Here is a 17904-nt window from a genome sequence, read left to right on the forward strand (position 1 = left end):
ATGCCGGAACGGGTTGAGTTCTGCCATGTCGTCGGTCACGGCACCCGGTGGAAACGGTTGGACCGCGCTAATTGCCCTGGCGCGGTCCAACACATTCATTTTCGCACAAGTTTGACCGAATAGCCTTCCCTCGCAGTCCTGTCGGTTGACTGCCGGCCAATATGAGATTTGCGCCGCCGCCTGCATCGGTCCACCGCCTGGATGAGAGTTTCCGAGCGCGACCTGTGTAAGTCCAAGCATGCAGGGTTCGCCGCTATCGGCGACCGGACCCGAGGGAGACATTTCAGCAGTGTCAGCATCATGGGAATTCTGCGCCGTAAGGCGGCGCCTGTCGGGCAGACGGGGATCGCCGGCTGTCGGCCTGCGCGCATCGAGGTTCCAGCCATGAGCGCGATGCTGTCCCGCTATCTCAAGGATTTCAGCGCGCCGAAAGTCGAACTGTCGATGATGCCGCCGAAATATTTTCCCGACCTTGATATCGACTATTCGGATAGCGACCGTTCCGCACCGCGGTCGATCGTCCCTCAGATCGATGTCGATGTCGATGCCGAGCGCCGTGAAGCATTCGAGCAGGGCCGTGCGGAAGCGCAGGCAGAGCTTGCCTTTGAACACGCCAACCAGATTGCCGACCTCCAGGCTGCCCACGCAGCCGAAATCGAAGCCCTGACCAAGCGCTTCGAGGAAGAGGCGGCAAGCCGCGTTGCCGAACGATTCAACGCGATGACGGACGAATTGGCCGTTTCCCTGGGCGACCAGACCGCGCGTGTGCTTGCTCCTGTCATGGAGGATGCGCTTTTGCAGCGGGCCGTTGCCGATATGGCTCAGATGATACGGCAAGGCATCGTCTCCGGCGAAGGGTGCGCAATCACCGTCAAGGGCCCGCTTCCCCTGTTCGAAGCGTTGAAGAGCAGCCTCGGCGACGACATGCCGGTGTTCCGCCACATTGAAACAATGGACGTCGATCTCGCCATCGAAATGGATGGCACGATCCTCGTCACGAGAATGGCGGCTTGGGCCGACACTGTCCGGAAGGTTCTCGCATGAGCGACGAAAGCCACCACAACGGCAAGAACGAAATCATCATCGTCAAGCGCGTCAGCGGCGGTCATGGCGAACATCACGGCGGGGCGTGGAAGATCGCCTATGCCGACTTCATGACGGCGATGATGGCCTTCTTCCTCGTCATGTGGCTGATCAATGCCGCCAACGAAGAGACGAAAGCGGCGATTGCCTCCTATTTCAACCCGGTGCAGTTGACCGACCAGAAGCCCGCCGAACGTGGCCTCAAGGACCCTGCCAAGGATGCGCAGGGCGAAGAGACGCAGCAACGATCGAAGGTCGACGGCGAGCAGGAAAAGTCCGGTGGCTCTGCCAAGACCGGCGACCAGCTGACGGCGACCTCGGGCGAGGAAACGAAGTATTCCGACGCCGACTTTTTCGAAAACCCCTATTCCGTGCTTTCCGAGATCGCGCAGGAGGTGGGCCAGCAGGCAAACATCAGCGTCAAGGGTGACGGAGGCGCAGCGCAATCCGGGCCATCGACCGGTGCGGAGGGCGGCGAAGCCTATCGCGACCCATTCGATCCGGATTTCTGGACCAAGCAGGTAGAAGTCAAGGAGGCCGGCAACACGGCCGAGACAGATGTAGCCCTGGCGTCCAAGGCGGCCATGGAAAGCGGCTCAGCGCCGCTGCAGAAAACGGCGGAAGACCAGAAGGCCGAGGACGGTGCGAAGCCTGCCGAAGCCGGCAAGACCGATGCCGAAAAGGCCGAGCTCCTGAAAAAGGATGCCGCGGCGCAGGCGGAAGCGCTGAAGGCCGAGATCAAGAAGGAGCTCGGCGCCGATGCCGGCAAACTGGCTGAAGGCCTCGTGGTGACGCCCGCCGAGGGCGGCCTGCTGGTGACGATCAGCGAGCAGACGGATTCCCAGATGTTTGCCGTCGGTTCGGCCGTGCCGCAGAAGGAACTGGTCATGGCCATGGAAAAGATCGGCAGGCTGTTGTCTGAGCGCCAGGGCGCCGTTGCTATCCGCGGCCACACCGATGGTCGTCCGTTCAAGGACGGAACCTACGACAACTGGCGCCTGTCGGCCGCGCGGGCTCAGAGCGCATATTACATGCTCGTTCGCGGCGGTCTGAAGGAAGATCGCGTCAGCCAGATCACCGGCTTTGCCGACAGACGGCTGCAGATCCCTGGCGATCCCTATGCGCCCGGCAACCGCCGCATCGAAATCCTGCTGCAGTCGGCAAAGGGCTAGGACCGATGCTGCGACGCCTGAGATCCGCCTTGATGATGTCGGCACTTGCCATCCCGCTTTCGGCGGGACTGGTCAGTGCCAACGATCTCGAGGAGCTTGCACCGTTCAAGATGATCCGGTCGCTGCAATATGTGCAGGATTCGGTGGTGCTCGGCGATCATTCGGCCATCGAGATGCAGCGCTTCATGCTGGGGGCGATCGACAAGCGGCTCAGGGCCGCAGACGCCTCCGTGTTCCGTGATCCGCGCAACGTCGATGCAGCGCTCGTCTACGCCATGAGCGGCGGCAACCCGGAGACGCTCAACTATCTCGCCGACCACGATGTCGACGGCAATTTCGATTCGCGCGTTACCGATGCGCTCCGCCAGTATCTCGGCGGCAAGGGCGGACTGATCGTCGAGAGCCTGTCGAAGGCGGCGCCCGAGTACCGCAACTCCCGTGTCGGTCCCTACCTGTTTCTGATCCTGGGCAATGCCACCTCGCAGCAGGATCCGGTTGGGGCGATGAAGTTCTACGACTGGGCGCGATTGACGGCTCCAGGCACGATCATCGAAGAGGCGGCACTTCGCCGCTCTGTCTACCTCGCAGTGCAGGCGAACTTGCCGGAGAAGGGCTTCCGCTACGCGCTGAACTACGCCCGCCGCTACCTGACGTCGCCCTACGCGAGCCAATTCGCTGATGTCTTCGTCGAGCTGGCCATGGGGCATTTCGAAGAAGGTGCACATGAGCGGATCTCCGAAGTCCTGACTTTCATGGACGCGCCGCGCCAGCGGGAGGTCTATCTGCGCGTCGCGCGGCGCGCCGCCATCAGCGGCAAGCAGACCCTGGCGAAGCTCGCGTCCGAACGAGCCGAACAGCTTGCAGTCGACGGCGCCTCCGAGCCGCGCGTGCTTGCCAATTTTTACGCCGGGCTGGCGTCGGTGCCATCGTCCGATGTTTTCGCCGCGACCCAAAGCATCGCCGCGATCCCGGACGCGGAACTCTCGCCGCGCGACCGCGCCCTGCGCGATGCCGCCAAGGCGGTTGCAGACGCGGTCGTCAGACCACCGGACGATGAAAGCTTCACGCAAGCGTTGTCCGTTAGACCGGTTGGACCAGTCACGCCGAACGATGACGTCGACGGCGCGGAAACGGGAAGCGGCATGAGCCCGTTCGGGGAACCGAAGGCGCAGACCGGCGCCCCGACAGCGGAAGAGACGACAGAGGTTAGCGCCGACACTGCCGACGCCTCCGACCCCGCCCACGATGGTTTTGTGGCGAAGGGCCGGTCAAAGGTCGACGAGATCGATGCGCTGCTGAGGGGGGAAGGCAAATGAGAGCTCTGGATGAAAGCCTGCGCGCACCGCCTCCAACCCAGACGGGCAAGGCGGGCGCCCGCGCGGGCGGCAAGGAGCAGGCCCCAGGTGGCTTCGAGGATGCCGTCGCGACCGCCGGGCGCCAGAAGGCGAACGGTCAGGGCGCACAGGGTTCGATCGCCGGAAGCGGCGATGCCGCAGAGGGCGATCATTCGGGAGCTGCAACTTTGATCGGCAACGATGGCATCAAGGGCGGTGACGCAAAGATCTCGATCTCCAAGCCGACGCACCGCGCGCCTGGGGATCTCGAAGATCCGACGCCTGAAAATCAGAATGCTCAGAACGAGCGCTTCTCGCTCGCAGCGCGTGAAAAGGACGCCAAACGTCTTGCTGCCGCCAGGGCAACGCTGGCCCGGGAGAATGCGGGCGCGCCCGACCTGGCCGGCGACACGGACGACGTGGCTGCGCGCATAGCTGCGCTGTCGCGCGGGCTTGGCAAATCCCAGGCCGGCGGCCCTCAAGGCGTCGACGGCAACAGCGAGGCGACGGACGGGCAGGCGGCTTCCGATGCCAAGCCGTTGCCAAACGCCAGCATGGACGATCTGCTGACGCTGCTCGGCGGCAACGCGATGCCGTCGGCGCGTCCGGATGCGCAAGGCGGCGCGGCCGGACCGGCCGACGCTCACGCCATCGGCGACAGCAACGCCAAGGGCGCAGCCCACGGCGATATGGCCGATGCGCATGGCGCGAATGCGGAAGGTGCCGAGGGCGAACAGGGCACGGACCGGCTGTTTCGCTTTGCCCGCGCCGATGGCAAGGGCCAAGCGATCTCCATGAGCATATCGAAGGACGGCGAACACGCGACGGTCGACGCAGCGCGGTCAAATGCCAAGGCTGAGAACGTCACCGTGCTCGAGGCACGACGGTATCTCGGCATTTCGATGAGCACGAACTCCACCAATGTCACCAGTGCGATCGCCGGTGACGCAGGTTTTGCCCAATCGTTGCAGCCCAGTACGGCCCTCGGCCAGCCGGGCGCCTGGGCCCAGGCAGGCAAGACCCTGAACACGCTCAAGATCCAGATGCATCCGATCGAACTCGGCCTTGTGACCGCGACGTTGCGGTTGAAGGACGACGAGTTGCAGGTCGAGTTGAAGGTCGAAAACGCCGACGCTTTCCGACAGCTGCGCGACGACCAGAGCGAAATGGTCAAGGCGTTGCGGGCCCAGGGCTTCGCAGTCGATCAGATCAACGTCGTCTTCAATTCTGGCAGCGATGCCTCGACCGGCGGCGGCAGTTCGCAGCAGCAGGCTCAGGCGGGCCAGCAGAGCCGCGAGCGCGCCGAGGACGGGGGCGGCCAGGGGCGGCAGCGACAGAATGGCGACAGCCAGGCTTCAATGGCGGAAAGGCGAGTTGGCAATGGCGGTACGGATGATGCGGTTTCCGGCACTGAGCGTTCTCGCACTGGTCACGTCTACATGTAGCGCATTCGCCAGTGCTGACACCGGCATCTGCGAGCGTGAAATCATCACGGCAGCGTCGAAATACGGCGTCCCGGCAGGCATCCTCTATTCCGTCGGGCTGACGGAGACGGGCCGCAAGGGATCGCTGCAGCCATACGCGATGAACATCGAGGGCAAGGCTTACTTCGGCAACAGCACCCAGGACGTGCTGGTCCACTTTGCCAATGCCCGGGCTGAGGGTGCCAAGCTCATCGATCTCGGTTGCATGCAGATCAATTACTACTTCCATGGCGATCAGTTCGCATCGCCGACGGAGATGCTTGACCCGCGCAAGAATGTCGAATATGCCGCGCGCTTCCTGTCCAACCTCCGCGCGAAGCACGAGAGCTGGACCATGGCCGTTGCGCGCTATCACGCCGGCCCGAACAACGACCCGGCGCAGAAGAAATATGTCTGCCGGGTGATCGCGAATCTGGTCGCGACGGGCTACGGCAAGTGGACGCCGAACGCCACGCAGTTCTGCCAATAGACAACCAATGATTGCTTGATCTCGGGCTGTGCCGCATTGTGGCGACAATGCGCGGAGAATGTGACGGCAAGTGGTTTTGTCGCAGGCCGTTAACTTTTCCACATTATTTTAGTGCGATCGTTAACGTCGAGCCACTAGATGTAGATCAAATCGGCGCGACATGGTTAATCAATTATTAATTCCACCCATTCACTTCCTCTAGTTGTTCATGAATCCCTCGATTCGTACCTCTCAATCAGTGCGGTGCCATACTGATTCGGAGGCGGACGAATGATCGTAGTGGTTGACGATAGAGAACTCGTGAAGGACGGCTATACGTCGCTTTTCGGGCGAGAAGGAATTCCCTCGACGGGCTTCGATCCCAAGGAGTTCGGTGAGTGGGTGAATGCGGCGGCGGATTCAGATATCGATGCGGTCGAAGCGTTTCTGATCGGCCAGGGTGACAGCACCTTTGCCTTGCCGCGCGCGATCCGCGACCGGTCGATGGCGCCCGTCATCGCCGTCAGCGATACGCCCTCCCTCGAAAACACGCTGGCGTTGTTTGACTGCGGCGTCGACGACGTCGTTCGCAAGCCGGTCCACCCTCGCGAAATCCTGGCCCGGGTGGCGGCGATCCGCCGGCGTCTGAAGGCCATCAACAACTACACCGACATCGGCCCGATCCGCGTGTTTGCGGACGGTCGTGATCCGGAGATCAACGGCGACGTGTTTGCCTTGCCGCGCCGCGAGCGCCGCATTCTCGAATACCTGGTCTCGAACCGCGGCCGCCGGGTCTCCAAGTCTCAGATTTTCAACGCGATTTACGGCATCTTCGACGAAGACGTCGAGGAGAACGTCGTTGAAAGCCATATCAGCAAGCTGCGCAAGAAACTGCGCAAGAAGCTCGGCTTCGACCCGATCGATTCCAAGCGTTTCCTTGGCTACTGCATCGACTGGAACTAAGGCGCGCTCAAGCGGTCGACTGCGGCACCTAAGACAGGTTCACGCAAGGCCCGCTTCCTAGTGTCGCTGCAACGTGGAAATGAGGATCCGATATGAGTCTCTATGGCAGCATGCGAACGGGCGTCTCCGGTATGAACGCTCAGTCGAACCGTCTCGGCACAGTCGCCGAAAACATCGCAAATGCGAACACGACGGGCTACAAGCGTGCCTCGACTGAGTTCTCGTCGATGATCCTGCCTTCGGGCGGCGGCAACTACAATTCCGGCGGTGTCGAGACCCAGGTGCGCTACAGCATCTCGCAGCAGGGCGGCACCAGCTACACGACGTCGTCGAGCGACCTTGCGATCAACGGTGGCGGCTTCTTCATCGTGCAGGGCAATGGCGGTGAGAACTTCCTGACCCGCGCCGGCTCTTTCGTGCCGGACAAGGACGGCAACCTCGTCAACACTGCCGGCTTCAAGCTGATGGGATACGAGTACAAGGCCGGCGCCGACCCCACAGTCGTCGTCAACGGTTTCGACGGCCTGACGGAAGTCAAGCTCAAGGACGAAGGCCTGGTGGCATCCGGTTCCACCAAGGGTGCGATGGAAGCGAACCTTCCTTCGGGTGCGGCCATCGGCGACGAAAAGCCGACGTCGCTCGTCGTCTACGACAGCCAGGGCAACACCCGCATCCTCGATTTCGTTTACAAGAAGACCGGCGTGAACCAGTGGTCGGTTGAGATCAGGGACCGTTCGACCTACACGGCTGGCCCGCCGGCAACGGGCGTGATCGGCTCGCAGAGCATGACTTTCGATGCGGCCGGCAAGCGCATTTCGGCCACGCCCGCTACGCTGACGACGACGCCTATCAACAACCTGCCGGGCACGGGCGCCAATCTCGGCGCCCTGACGATCGACACGACAAAGACGTCGCAGCTCGGCGGCGATTTCACCAGCACCGGCGGCGGCATCGACGGTTCGAAGCCGAGCAAGATGTCGGGCTTCGAGATCGACAAGGAAGGCATCGTCTACGTCAAGTACGGCGACGGCAACCTCATTCCGAAGTTCCGTATCGCACTTGCCACCGTACAGAGCCCGGACAGGCTCCTGCCGCAATCTGGCAACGTCTATTCGCAGGGAACCGATTCCGGCGTCATCGTCACCGGTTTTGCCGGCTCCGGCGCTTTCGGCAACATCCAGTCCAAGGCGCTCGAGAACTCCAACGTCGATATCGCCAACGAGCTGACCTCGATGATCGAGGCCCAGCGCAACTACACGGCAAACTCCAAGGTGTTCCAGACCGCGTCTGACCTGCTTGAAGTTCTGGTCAACCTGAAACGGTAATTGAAAGAGATACGGTCCGCGTCATGTCGCTGTCCTCCGCAATATCCATCGCACAACAGGCCTTCAGCAACACGGCGCAGCAAACCGCGATCGTGTCGAAGAACATCGCGAATGCGGGCAACGCGGACTACTCGCGTCGGCTTGCGCTGCTCGGGAGTACGGCGAACGGAGCGCAGGTCGTATCCATCTACCGTGCCCAGAACGAGGCGTTGCTCAAACAGAGCATCGCCGGCATGGGCGAGGCTTCCGGTCAGGCACGGCTCCGCGAGGGACTGGAACTGATGAAGTCGGCGCTCGGCGGCAACAATTACGAGACGGCGCCGTCCAAGCTGCTGGCCGACTTCCGCAACAGCCTTCAGACCTTTGCAGCGACCCCCGGCAACAAGTCGATCGCCGCCACGGCGGTGTCCGATGCCGGGGACCTGGCAGATTCTCTGAACAAGGCGTCCAGGTCCGTTCAGGACATGCGCGAAAATGCCGACAAGGAAATCGCGCTGGAGGTCGACAAGCTGAATGGCTTGCTGGCGGAGTTCGAGAAGGCCAACAATGCGGTCAAGGCGGCAACCGCTCAGGGGACCGACCCGAACGACGCGCTCGATGAGCGCGACAAGATCCTGAAGCAGGTTTCCGAGATCGTCGGTATCTCGACGACGACGCGCGGCAACAACGACACCGTGATCTTCACCACCGACGGAACCGTTCTGTTCGAGAACATCCCGCGGTCCGTCACCTTCGCGTCGCAAAACACCTATGATGCAACGACTGTCGGCAACAAGATCTATGTCGACGGCGTGCCGATCGCAGCCGGAACCGGCGCCGACACGACGGCCAAGGGCAAGCTTGCCGCACTCGTGCAGCTGCGCGACGACGTCGGGCCGAAATTCCAGTCGCAGCTCGACGAGATTGCACGCGGTCTGGTGACCTTGTTCCAGGAAGGCGGCCAACCCGGCCTGTTTACCTGGGGATCGCCCGGTATTCCGCCCGTGGGCATCGTGCCGGGCATGGCATCGAAGATCACGGTCAACGCGCTTGCCAAGGCAAACCCGCTGATGTTGCGCGACGGCGGTTTCGACGGCACGTCGAACAACCCGACCGGCAATGCCGGCTACACCGATCTGCTGGATGGCTTCGTCAACAAGATGGGCGAGAACATGGCGTTCGACCCATTGTCCGGCCTCGACAGCAGCAGCAACATCATGAACTTCGCCACCAGCTCCGTTGGCTGGCTGGAGCAGTTCCGCAAGACGGCGTCGACCGCCGACGACAGCAAGCAGGCGCTGCTGTCACGCACGGCGGAAGCACTGAGCAAGCAGACGGGAGTGAGCATCGACGAGGAACTGTCGCTGCTGCTCGATCTCGAACAATCCTACAAAGCATCGGCCAAGCTGGTCAGCACCGTGGACGCCATGATGGCGGCCCTTATGGAAGCTGTGAGGTAATCATGAAGACGTCCTTCGTTTCAAACCTGGCGATTCAGAGCGCCATGCGCCTGACGATTCAGCAGACTCAAGCCGAGCTGCTGAAGCGTTCGCAGGAACAGACAACCGGCATTCACTACGATCTTGGGTTGACGCTCGGCGCAACGACGTCGCGATCGCTCAACCTCCAGCGCGAGCTGGACAGGATGTCGGCGATGAAGAGCACCAATGCCGTCGTCACGCAGCGCCTTTCGGCGTCCCAGGGTGCGCTTGAGACGATGCAGAAGGCGGCCGAGAAGGTGCGTGATACACTCGTGACCTACAAGGGTAACGACGGCGTCGACGCGATGAAGATCCTGAAAACCGAAGTGAACGGCGCCCTTCAGATCTTTACGTCGGCGGCCAACACCTCCTTCAACGGCGAGTTTCTATTCTCGGGCATCAACACCGACGTCAAGCCGCTGGCCGAATACAACTCCGTGCCTCCGTCTGCGGCGAAGGCCGCTTTCGATACGGCGCTGACCAATTACATGTCGGCGAACAGTCTCACCGACATGAGCCAGTTCACACCGGCACAGATGCAGGATTTCATCAGCAACACGCTGGAGCCGATGTTCACCGGCCCTGGCTGGGATGCCAACTGGTCGGATGCGTCGAGCCAGAACATGACGAGCCGCATCAGCGCGAGCGAGGTCATCGAGAGCTCGACCAACGCCAACACCAAGAGCTTCCGCATGTTCGCGCTTGCAAGCGTGATTTCGTCGGAGCTGATGGACAAGAACGTCAATTCGCAGGTTCGCAACACGATCAGCAATGCGGCATTCGGTTATGTCGAGCAGGCCATTGCCGGCCTGAATGGCGAACGCAGTTCGCTCGGCATCTCGGAATCGCGCGTCAAGAAGGCGACCACGTCGCTCGAGGCGCAACAGAAGCTGCTCAATACACACATCCTGGACATCAATGGCATCGATCAGATCGAAACGGCGACCCGTGTGAACACCTTGAAGACCCAGCTCGATACATCCTACGCGCTGACGTCGAGACTGCAGCAGATGAGCTTGCTCAACTACCTCTGAGAAGAGGAGACCGGACAAACATGAAGGATGTCTGAATGTACCAATTTTCCTATGCCGAGATCATGGAGGACGGCGTTGCCGACTCCAAGAATCGAGAACGGCAGGTACTCGATCGCTCGATCGCGCTCCTGGAAGCCGCGAGACAGCAGAACGGGTATTCGAGAGAGGCCATCGAGGCCATCTATTTTACCCGGCGCGTCTGGATCCGCTTCATCGAGGATCTTCGCGCACCGGAAAACCAGCTCAACGAAGAGCTGCGCGCCAATCTGATTTCGATCGCCATCTGGATACTCAACGAGACGGAAAAGATCCGCAAACGCGAATCCTCCAACTTCCAGGGCATAATTGACATTACCACCATCATCAGGGATGGACTGAAATGAAGAGCACACTGCGTATCTCGCTGAAATCGGGCGAAAGAATTTTTGTAAACGGCGCGGTGCTTCGCGTTGACCGCAAGGTCGCCGTCGAATTCCTGAATGACGTGACCTTCCTTCTGGAAAACCACGTCCTTCAGCCGGAAGATGCGACCACGCCGCTGAAGCAGCTCTACTTCATCGCCCAGATGATCCTGATCAACCCGGAAGGCGCCGAGCAATCGACCGCCATGTTCCGCAAGTCGGTCGTCATGCTGCTCAACTGCTTCAAGAACGAAGAGATCCTGGCTGAGCTGAAGCGGGTCGACGGCCTGGTCACCAATGGCCGCGCCTTCGAGGCGCTGAAGGCAATCCGCGGGCTCTATGCAATCGAAGACCGCATCCTCAACACGCAGGAAATCACGCCGGCCACGGTCGAGCAGATTCGCAAGGAGATTGCACCATGGCGGTAAGCGGCGTCAGCAACAAGGACTACTCCCCGATCGTCTCGGGTGCCGATTCTGGCAACGACGCCAGCAAAGCGTCGCTGAATTATGAGAGCTTCCTCAAGCTGCTCGTCGCCCAGATGAAAAATCAGGACCCGACTCAGCCGATGGACGCCACGCAGCAGATCGCGCAGCTTGCGACATTCTCGCAGGTCGAGCAGACGATCAAGACCAACAAGAATCTCGAGAGCCTGCTGCAACGCACGTCGCTCAGCGAGGCGGATGCGGTGATCGGCAAAACTGTCACCAACGCTGACGGTACGGTCACTGGCGTCGTCAAGGAAGTCAAACTATACTCTGACGGAATCATTGCAGTGCTCGATAACGGCAAGGAGCTCGTTATCGGCCCAGGCGTCAAGGTAAAGTGATACCCGAATGAATGAGGCGGATGCCCTCGATATTGTGCAGGCTGCGATCTGGACCGTGATCGTGGCCTCAGGGCCCGCCGTTCTTGCCGCGATGATCGTCGGCGTCGTCATCGCCTTTATTCAGGCGCTGACCCAGGTTCAGGAAATGACCCTGACCTTCGTCCCGAAGATCCTTGCGGTAATGATCACGGTCGCCATTTCCGCGCCCTTCATCGGCGCGCAGATCTCGATCTTCACCGACATCGTCTTCTCCAGGATACAGTCCGGATTCTGATCGCGCTTTCGCGCTACCACCTTCGCGCAAGCTTGGGCCTCTATCTCCAGTCTTAGATTGGGGCAGCGCGTGTGAATGCTGCCCGACCTCTCATGAAGAGACGGAAGAGACATGGCACAACAAGCAGCGCTGATCATCCCGAAAGTAGCACCAAAGGGCCGGGACATCGGCTTTGCGCTCGGGATCGTCATGATCCTGGCAATCCTCTTCCTGCCGATCCCGCCGTTCCTCATCGACATGGGGCTGGCGTTCTCGATCGCCTTCTCGGTTTTGATTCTGATGGTGGCGCTGTGGATCCAGCGGCCCCTCGAATTCTCGTCCTTCCCGACGATTCTTCTGATTTCGACCATGGTTCGCCTGGCGTTGAACATCGCAACGACGCGCGTCATTCTTTCCCACGGTCATGAAGGCCACGGTGCTGCAGGCGGCGTCATCTCCGGTTTCGCCAGTCTCGTCATGTCCGGCGATTTCGTCATCGGTCTGATCGTCTTCCTCATTCTGATCACGGTGAACTTCATCGTCATCACCAAGGGTGCGACGCGTATCGCCGAAGTCGGCGCGCGCTTCACCCTCGATGCCATTCCCGGCAAGCAGATGGCGATCGACGCCGACCTTTCGGCCGGTCTGATCGACGAGAAGGAAGCGCAGCATCGTCGTCGTGAGCTGGAGCAGGAGAGCTCGTTCTTCGGCGCCATGGACGGTGCGTCGAAGTTCGTCCGCGGCGATGCGATCGCCGGCCTGATCATCACCGCGATCAACATCTTCGGCGGGATCATCATCGGCTATCTGCGCCATGACATGCCGATCGGCGAAGCGGCCGACGTGTTCGTCAAGCTTTCCGTCGGTGACGGTCTGGTCTCGCAGATCCCGGCGCTGATCGTTTCGCTGGCCGCCGGCCTCCTTGTTTCGCGCGGCGGAACCGCCGGTTCCACCGACCAGGCCGTTGTCGGGCAGCTCGGCGGCTATCCCCGCGCCTTGATGGTCGCGTCCGGCCTGATCATCCTGCTTGCGCTGGTTCCGGGCCTGCCGTTTTTCCCGTTTGCGGTTCTCGGCGGCGGCATGGCCTTCTTGAGCTGGGTCATTCCACGGCAGATCGCGGCGGAAAACGAGGCGCGCCGGATGCAGGAAGCAGCGACTGCCCAGCAGACCAAGGAAGGCGAAGCAGACTCGGTCAAATCGGTGCTGAAGACCGCCGAGATCGAGCTGCTGCTTGGCAAGCAGGTGTCGACCCGCTTGCTCGGCGCCCACCAGGAACTGGCGTTCCGCGTCGGCAAGATGCGCCGCAAGTTCGCCGGCCAATACGGCCTCGTCATTCCGGAGATCAAGGTCTCCGACGATATCAGCATCCCCGACAAGGCCTATCATGTCCGCATTCACGGCACGACGATCGCGTCCAACACGGTGCGTGTCGGTGAAGTTCTTGTTGTCACCGGCGGCGGCCGCCGCCCGAGCGTGCCGGGAGACGAGATCCGCGAACCCGCCTTCGGCATGCCGGCGGTCTCGATCCTCGAGACCTTCACCGAGGACCTCAAGCGCGAAGGTTTCCATCCGATCGACAACGTCTCGGTGGTGCTGACGCATCTGTCCGAAGTGATCCGCAACAACCTGCCGCATCTCCTGTCGTACAAGGACGTCAAGGTGCTGATCGATCGGCTGGATCCGGAATATCGCAAGCTCGCCGACGAAATCTGCACCTCGCACATGTCCTACTCCGGGCTGCAGGCGGTGTTGAAGCTGCTGCTGGCGGAGCGGGTATCGATCCGCAACCTGCACCTGATCCTAGAAGCGGTGGCCGAACTCGCGCCGCATGTCAGAAAGACAGAACAGATCGTCGAGCATGTGCGCGTGCGCATGTCGCAGCAGCTGTGCGGCGACCTCGCCGACAACGGCATCCTGCGTGTCCTGCGCCTCGGCAACAAATGGGACATGGTTTTCCACCAGGCGCTGAAGCGTGATGCCAAGGGGGAGGTTGTCGAGTTCGACATCGATCCGCGCCATCTCGAAGAGTTCAGCGAACAGGCGACGAAAGTTATCCGTGAACATCTCGATCGCGGCATGCCCTTCGTACTGGTAAGTTCGCCCGAATCCCGCTCTTATGTCCGCATGATCATCGAGCGTCTTTTTGCCACTTTGCCCGTGCTCTCGCATGTCGAGCTTGCCAAGGGACTCGAGATCAAGATCATCGGCTCGATTTCATGATAACCGACCCCGAGGGCACGGTGCTCGCGCTGTTTGCGGCATTCTGCCGGATCGGGGCGTGCATCATGATCATGCCGGGGTTCTCGACCGCGCGCATTCCCATGCAGATCAGGTTGTTCATCGCCGTCGCCATCTCCATGGCGATCCTGCCTGTCATGTGGACCGATATCTACCCGCAGGTGACCGGCAAGGGCCACACCTACATCTACCTGATCGCGGCCGAAACGGCGGTTGGCGCGGTGATCGGTCTGGTGGCGCGCTACTATGTGCTCGGCCTTCAGTTCGCCGGCACGGCGATAACGATGCTGATGGGCTTCAACCCGCCGCCATCGTCGGACGTGCTCGAAGACACGGCGGAAAACCAGATCACCAGCATGATCAGTTTTGCCGGGCTGATGATCCTGTTCATGCTCGACTTCCACCACGTGATGTTCGAAGCGATCGCCCAGTCCTATCGGGTCATGCCCGTCGGCAGCGTCTTCGATCCGCAGGGCGTTCTCATCACCCTGACGGATTCGCTCGAGCAGACCTTCATGATCATGGTGAGGCTCGCCAGCCCCTTCCTGATCTACGGCCTCCTGTTCAACGTCGCCATCGGCATGGTCAACAAGCTGGCGCCGCAGATCCCGATCTACTTCATCTCCCAGCCCTACCTGATCATGGGGGGCATGTTCCTGCTCTATCTCGGTATCGCCGCAATGCTGCGCCTGTTCGGCGACGGCTTTGCACCCGTCATGCAGGGAGGCTAGGCAAATGAAGACGCGGTCACAGAAGCTCAAGCGCCTGGTCGCCGTTCAGCGTCATCTTGAGCAGATGGCGGAGGCCGACTTTGTCGAGATGACGCGCCAGCGCGACGTCCTGGCCGAGACGATTGACGTCGTCGTCGATGCCATGGGGTCGGGCCATCCGATGCATCGCATGTTTTCCGGCCACTATTCCTCGCAGGTCGGGCGCCTTGTGCAGAAGGACCAGATGCTGCTCGGCATTCAGCAGACGCACGAAGCGCGCATGCTGAAGGAGCGAGCCAAGGCGGACCGGCTCGAGGAAAACATGAAGGAGGCCCGACAGTCGGAGGACCGGGAAGAGGCCGACAATTCCATCTACGACCTGATTGATCAACACGTTGCCGGCCACGCGCCAGCTTCCGGTAAGGTTGAGCGGCGATAGTGTGACATCCGCAATGCTCGCCGATCGGCAGGGCGTTCGGATCGAGTGTTGAACGCGCGATTGCGTCGGTCCTGATCAAGGACGCCGCGGTACCGTTGTCGAGAGGAATTGTCATGGCTATCTCTCCGCCCAGCGATCTGGTGATGGACGTCGTACGCGCCGCCGATCCGGCCGAGGTGCAGGAAGCGCAGGCCCGGCTCAAGGCCAATCGCGCCGCCTTTCAGGCGACGAGCCTTGCGGAAAACGGCAATGGCTTCGCCGCTGCCGTCAACGTTCTCAACGCGTCGGAAGGATCGAGCGGCCTCGGCGACATCAACAATCGCGTCGAACAGAAGAAGGTCCCCGAGACCTACCGCAAGTTCGAAGCGATGATCTTGCAGAACTTCGTGAAGTCCATGCTCCCGAACGACAGCGAGAACGTTTTCGGCAAGGGCACGTCCGGTGACATCTGGAAAAGCATGATGGCCGAGCAGATCGGCGACGTCATCTCCAAGAGCGGCGGTATCGGCATTGCCGATCAGCTGGCCGCGGGCGACGCGCGCGAGCGCGTCAATGCATCGCTCGATGGCAACAGCCGAAACCTGGCCGCAAGCCTCGTGCAGGAATACGAGCGCAAGACGCTCACCGGCTATACGACTGAAGACGATAAAAACAAACAAGCTTAATTGGGAGTTCATTTATGGAAGCTGTGGCATCCAACGACGTCCGGATCCAGAACGTGCTCGGCCGGCTGGAAATGATCATCGACAATGAAAACAGCCGGATCGGCGTTGATCCGGAGTTCGATATCAAGACGTCGAACGCGCACAAAAGCCGTTGCCTCTACGAATTGACGATGCTTCACCGCGATACGCTGCCGGGTGAGTTTTCGCCGGCCTTCGCATCGCAGACCCGTCATCTGCGCGACAAGCTCGAGGTCAATTCACAGAAGGTCGAAGCCCATCTCGACGCCGTGCGATCGGTCGTCGATCTGCTGAAGACCGCAGCTCAGGACGCCGATGCCGACGGCATATATTCCGAAGCACAGTTCCGCTACAGCGATTTCTAATGCTTAAGCTCATTCTCACCGGGGTTTGGGTCTGCGCCGTCACGCTCGGATCCGTCTATTATTCCATGCAGAGCGCTTCGGCGCCCGTCGTCTCGGATGCGGAAGCAACGCGGCGTGCATCGGAACAATATGTTCCGGGGGAAATGATCACGGTCCCCGTCATCAAGGGCGGGGCCGTACAGGGCTATTTCCTGACGAAGCTTTCCTTCTCGGCAACGAAGGAAGGCATCAACAATCTGCGGGCGCCGCTTCGCCAGATGGTGACAGACGAGCTTTACGACATGCTCGTCGGCTCGCGGTTCATCGACGTTGGTGACACCGGCACGTTCGATCTGCCGACCTTCAAGTCGACGGTCAAGGATGGGCTCAACAAGAAGCTCGGCGGCGAAGTGATCACCGAGGTCCTGGTCGAACAGCTCGAATATCTGACCAAGGATGACGTCAAGCGCGTGGCCAACGGCCAGAACGTCCCGCGCCAGAAGCCTACCGCCATCGTCGACAAGAATGGCAATGTTGCCAACGACAAGCTGCCGGAAGGCGGCGTCAGCGCCAGCAGCGGCCACTGACCGTAAGGGCAGGTTCGCGTCAGTTCTTTTCCGGATTGCGGTATTGTTCGTTGACGAGGCCCAACTCCGCCATCAGCCGGCCGACGGCCACATGGAAGTGGTAAAGCCCGGCTGAGAAGAGACCGGTCTTCCTCCATAATTTGATGCCGCGCGGCAGCGATGCAGCGAGCAGGGCAAGCGATTTCCCGAAGGTTTTCACCCGTCCGCCGATGCTTGGATCCCGGCGGTGTTCGAGCATTGTCGAAATCGCCCCGTTTCTAAGGCTACGCGCACGAACCCATGACGCACTAGTGCGCCGCGCCGGCACCGTCTCGGCCACCCACGCCTCCTTGGCCCAGGCGAACGAAAACCCCTTTTCCTTGCCGCGGCTGTAGAAGTCGGCATCGCCGCCACCGATGAAGTTGAAAGCGGGATCGAGGAACGGGCGCGGCATGGCGTCCAGAACCCGGCGCGTCACCAGCACGTTGCCAGAGGAAAAGAGGATCGGCACGGGTCCGGTCGCTTCATAATGGGGCGTAAACACCGGGTGCCGCTTCCATTTCTGTCCGCTCGCATCCTCGAAAACGGGCAGCTGTGGTCCGCCGACCATGTCTGCCTGTGTCGCTTCCTGTGCCGTGATGAGGCAATCGAGCCACTCGGGTGCAGCGATCTCGTCGTCATCGATGATGGCAATGGCACGCAGGTTGGGATAGTTTTCGAGCGCCGTCGCCCAGCCGGCATTGTAGGCGTAACAGTTTCCGCGCTGGTGGGCGACGATGACGATGGAGTCCGAGGGATGTCCGAGGAAGAAATCTTTCGCCGCCGCGGCACCTGCAAGACCTTCATCGTCGTTCTCGATGACGACGGTCGCAAAGGCGACATCAGGCCGTTGGGATACAATTGTTTTCAGTGTTTTGATGACATGTTCCGGCCGACGAAAGGTCGGCAGCACGACGACGAGTTCGATGTCACCGGCGTCCTCCAGCTCGGTCCGGAAATAGACGGAAGTATCCTGGCCGATAGACGTCATCGTGAAACCTGTGCAAGCGGATTGCTGGCAAGCACTAAAGCAAATCTTCCTAAACAGATGCTGAACCGGGAAAACGACTTTTGAATGAATGCTTTAAGCGGTCCTTCA

At 60.8% G+C, this 17904-nt stretch carries 20 protein-coding genes; 19 read left to right on the plus strand and 1 reads right to left on the minus strand.

Annotated elements, in window-relative coordinates:
• Positions 1–384 precede the first annotated feature (384 nt).
• The 19 genes from HT585_RS02930 (at position 385) to HT585_RS03020 (ending at position 16787) form a co-directional block, all read left to right on the plus strand.
• Complete coding sequence (locus HT585_RS02930; protein ID WP_176352167.1) at positions 385–1044, plus strand: hypothetical protein; 660 nt, start codon at positions 385–387, stop codon at positions 1042–1044.
• The gene (locus HT585_RS02935; RefSeq protein ID WP_176351526.1) at positions 1041–2255 is read left to right on the plus strand and encodes a MotB family protein; all 1215 of its coding nucleotides are present in this window, start codon (positions 1041–1043) and stop codon (positions 2253–2255) included. The genes HT585_RS02930 and HT585_RS02935 overlap by 4 nt, the downstream gene beginning before the upstream one ends.
• Positions 2256–2260: 5 nt before the next feature.
• A complete protein-coding gene (gene motC / locus HT585_RS02940) occupies positions 2261–3571 on the plus strand; it encodes a chemotaxis protein MotC (protein ID WP_176351527.1) in 1311 nt (436 codons plus the stop codon).
• Positions 3568–5034 (plus strand): flagellar hook-length control protein FliK, encoded by a 1467-nt coding sequence (gene fliK / locus HT585_RS02945; protein ID WP_176351528.1) that lies wholly within the window; start codon positions 3568–3570, stop codon positions 5032–5034. The genes motC and fliK overlap by 4 nt, the downstream gene beginning before the upstream one ends.
• A complete protein-coding gene (locus HT585_RS02950) occupies positions 4985–5542 on the plus strand; it encodes a transglycosylase SLT domain-containing protein (RefSeq protein ID WP_425513722.1) in 558 nt (185 codons plus the stop codon). The genes fliK and HT585_RS02950 overlap by 50 nt, the downstream gene beginning before the upstream one ends.
• Positions 5543–5812: 270 nt before the next feature.
• Positions 5813–6484: a transcriptional activator Rem gene (gene rem, locus HT585_RS02955; RefSeq protein WP_025425938.1), complete on the plus strand. Its 672-nt coding sequence runs from the start codon at positions 5813–5815 to the stop codon at positions 6482–6484.
• A gap of 92 nt (positions 6485–6576) precedes the next feature.
• Complete coding sequence (locus HT585_RS02960; protein ID WP_176351530.1) at positions 6577–7809, plus strand: flagellar hook protein FlgE; 1233 nt, start codon at positions 6577–6579, stop codon at positions 7807–7809.
• Between the two features lie 23 nt (positions 7810–7832).
• Positions 7833–9248, plus strand: coding sequence for a flagellar hook-associated protein FlgK (gene flgK, locus HT585_RS02965; protein ID WP_176351531.1), 1416 nt, complete (start codon positions 7833–7835; stop codon positions 9246–9248).
• A 2-nt stretch (positions 9249–9250) separates the two neighbouring features.
• Complete coding sequence (locus HT585_RS02970) at positions 9251–10303, plus strand: flagellar hook-associated family protein (RefSeq protein WP_176351532.1); 1053 nt, start codon at positions 9251–9253, stop codon at positions 10301–10303.
• 35 nt (positions 10304–10338) lie between these two features.
• Positions 10339–10686, plus strand: coding sequence for a flagellar biosynthesis regulator FlaF (gene flaF, locus HT585_RS02975; protein ID WP_025425942.1), 348 nt, complete (start codon positions 10339–10341; stop codon positions 10684–10686).
• Positions 10683–11132 (plus strand): flagellar biosynthesis repressor FlbT, encoded by a 450-nt coding sequence (gene flbT / locus HT585_RS02980; RefSeq protein ID WP_025425943.1) that lies wholly within the window; start codon positions 10683–10685, stop codon positions 11130–11132. Before flaF ends, flbT begins: the two co-directional genes overlap by 4 nt.
• Positions 11123–11533, plus strand: coding sequence for a flagellar hook assembly protein FlgD (gene flgD, locus HT585_RS02985; protein ID WP_176351533.1), 411 nt, complete (start codon positions 11123–11125; stop codon positions 11531–11533). Before flbT ends, flgD begins: the two co-directional genes overlap by 10 nt.
• A 7-nt stretch (positions 11534–11540) precedes the next feature.
• Complete coding sequence (fliQ, locus tag HT585_RS02990; RefSeq protein ID WP_176351534.1) at positions 11541–11807, plus strand: flagellar biosynthesis protein FliQ; 267 nt, start codon at positions 11541–11543, stop codon at positions 11805–11807.
• A 111-nt stretch (positions 11808–11918) separates the two neighbouring features.
• On the plus strand, positions 11919–14006 hold the full coding sequence (gene flhA / locus HT585_RS02995) for a flagellar biosynthesis protein FlhA (protein WP_176351535.1): 2088 nt from the start codon (positions 11919–11921) through the stop codon (positions 14004–14006).
• Positions 14003–14755, plus strand: coding sequence for a flagellar biosynthetic protein FliR (fliR, locus tag HT585_RS03000; RefSeq protein ID WP_176351536.1), 753 nt, complete (start codon positions 14003–14005; stop codon positions 14753–14755). Before flhA ends, fliR begins: the two co-directional genes overlap by 4 nt.
• 4 nt (positions 14756–14759) lie before the next feature.
• Positions 14760–15173, plus strand: a complete 414-nt coding sequence (locus HT585_RS03005) for a hypothetical protein (protein ID WP_176351537.1) — start codon at positions 14760–14762, stop codon at positions 15171–15173.
• Between the two features lie 113 nt (positions 15174–15286).
• Positions 15287–15838: a rod-binding protein gene (locus HT585_RS03010; protein ID WP_176351538.1), complete on the plus strand. Its 552-nt coding sequence runs from the start codon at positions 15287–15289 to the stop codon at positions 15836–15838.
• 14 nt (positions 15839–15852) lie between these two features.
• Positions 15853–16221: a hypothetical protein gene (locus HT585_RS03015; RefSeq protein ID WP_173419016.1), complete on the plus strand. Its 369-nt coding sequence runs from the start codon at positions 15853–15855 to the stop codon at positions 16219–16221.
• Positions 16221–16787 (plus strand): hypothetical protein, encoded by a 567-nt coding sequence (locus tag HT585_RS03020; RefSeq protein ID WP_176351539.1) that lies wholly within the window; start codon positions 16221–16223, stop codon positions 16785–16787. Before HT585_RS03015 ends, HT585_RS03020 begins: the two co-directional genes overlap by 1 nt.
• Before the next feature lie 19 nt (positions 16788–16806).
• Here HT585_RS03020 and HT585_RS03025 read toward each other — a convergent pair whose 3' ends face one another.
• Positions 16807–17796, minus strand: coding sequence for a glycosyltransferase family 2 protein (locus HT585_RS03025; protein WP_176351540.1), 990 nt, complete (start codon positions 17794–17796; stop codon positions 16807–16809).
• Positions 17797–17904 lie beyond the last annotated feature (108 nt).

This window comes from Ensifer oleiphilus (assembly GCF_013371465.1).
GTDB classification, from domain to species: domain Bacteria; phylum Pseudomonadota; class Alphaproteobacteria; order Rhizobiales; family Rhizobiaceae; genus Ensifer; species Ensifer oleiphilus.

Coding starts and splice junctions, on each gene's coding strand:
- HT585_RS02930 (WP_176352167.1), top strand. CDS start 385: ATGAGCGCGATGCTGTCCCGCTATCTCAAGGATTTCAGCGCGCCGAAA.
- fliK (WP_176351528.1), top strand. CDS start 3,568: ATGAGAGCTCTGGATGAAAGCCTGCGCGCACCGCCTCCAACCCAGACG.
- flaF (WP_025425942.1), top strand. CDS start 10,339: ATGTACCAATTTTCCTATGCCGAGATCATGGAGGACGGCGTTGCCGAC.
- HT585_RS03015 (WP_173419016.1), top strand. CDS start 15,853: ATGGAAGCTGTGGCATCCAACGACGTCCGGATCCAGAACGTGCTCGGC.
- HT585_RS02950 (WP_425513722.1), top strand. CDS start 4,985: ATGCGGTTTCCGGCACTGAGCGTTCTCGCACTGGTCACGTCTACATGT.
- flhA (WP_176351535.1), top strand. CDS start 11,919: ATGGCACAACAAGCAGCGCTGATCATCCCGAAAGTAGCACCAAAGGGC.
- HT585_RS03025 (WP_176351540.1), bottom strand. CDS start 17,796: ATGACGTCTATCGGCCAGGATACTTCCGTCTATTTCCGGACCGAGCTG.
- HT585_RS03020 (WP_176351539.1), top strand. CDS start 16,221: ATGCTTAAGCTCATTCTCACCGGGGTTTGGGTCTGCGCCGTCACGCTC.
- HT585_RS02935 (WP_176351526.1), top strand. CDS start 1,041: ATGAGCGACGAAAGCCACCACAACGGCAAGAACGAAATCATCATCGTC.
- flbT (WP_025425943.1), top strand. CDS start 10,683: ATGAAGAGCACACTGCGTATCTCGCTGAAATCGGGCGAAAGAATTTTT.
- fliQ (WP_176351534.1), top strand. CDS start 11,541: ATGAATGAGGCGGATGCCCTCGATATTGTGCAGGCTGCGATCTGGACC.
- flgK (WP_176351531.1), top strand. CDS start 7,833: ATGTCGCTGTCCTCCGCAATATCCATCGCACAACAGGCCTTCAGCAAC.
- rem (WP_025425938.1), top strand. CDS start 5,813: ATGATCGTAGTGGTTGACGATAGAGAACTCGTGAAGGACGGCTATACG.
- flgD (WP_176351533.1), top strand. CDS start 11,123: ATGGCGGTAAGCGGCGTCAGCAACAAGGACTACTCCCCGATCGTCTCG.
- HT585_RS03005 (WP_176351537.1), top strand. CDS start 14,760: ATGAAGACGCGGTCACAGAAGCTCAAGCGCCTGGTCGCCGTTCAGCGT.
- HT585_RS02960 (WP_176351530.1), top strand. CDS start 6,577: ATGAGTCTCTATGGCAGCATGCGAACGGGCGTCTCCGGTATGAACGCT.
- fliR (WP_176351536.1), top strand. CDS start 14,003: ATGATAACCGACCCCGAGGGCACGGTGCTCGCGCTGTTTGCGGCATTC.
- HT585_RS02970 (WP_176351532.1), top strand. CDS start 9,251: ATGAAGACGTCCTTCGTTTCAAACCTGGCGATTCAGAGCGCCATGCGC.
- motC (WP_176351527.1), top strand. CDS start 2,261: ATGCTGCGACGCCTGAGATCCGCCTTGATGATGTCGGCACTTGCCATC.
- HT585_RS03010 (WP_176351538.1), top strand. CDS start 15,287: ATGGCTATCTCTCCGCCCAGCGATCTGGTGATGGACGTCGTACGCGCC.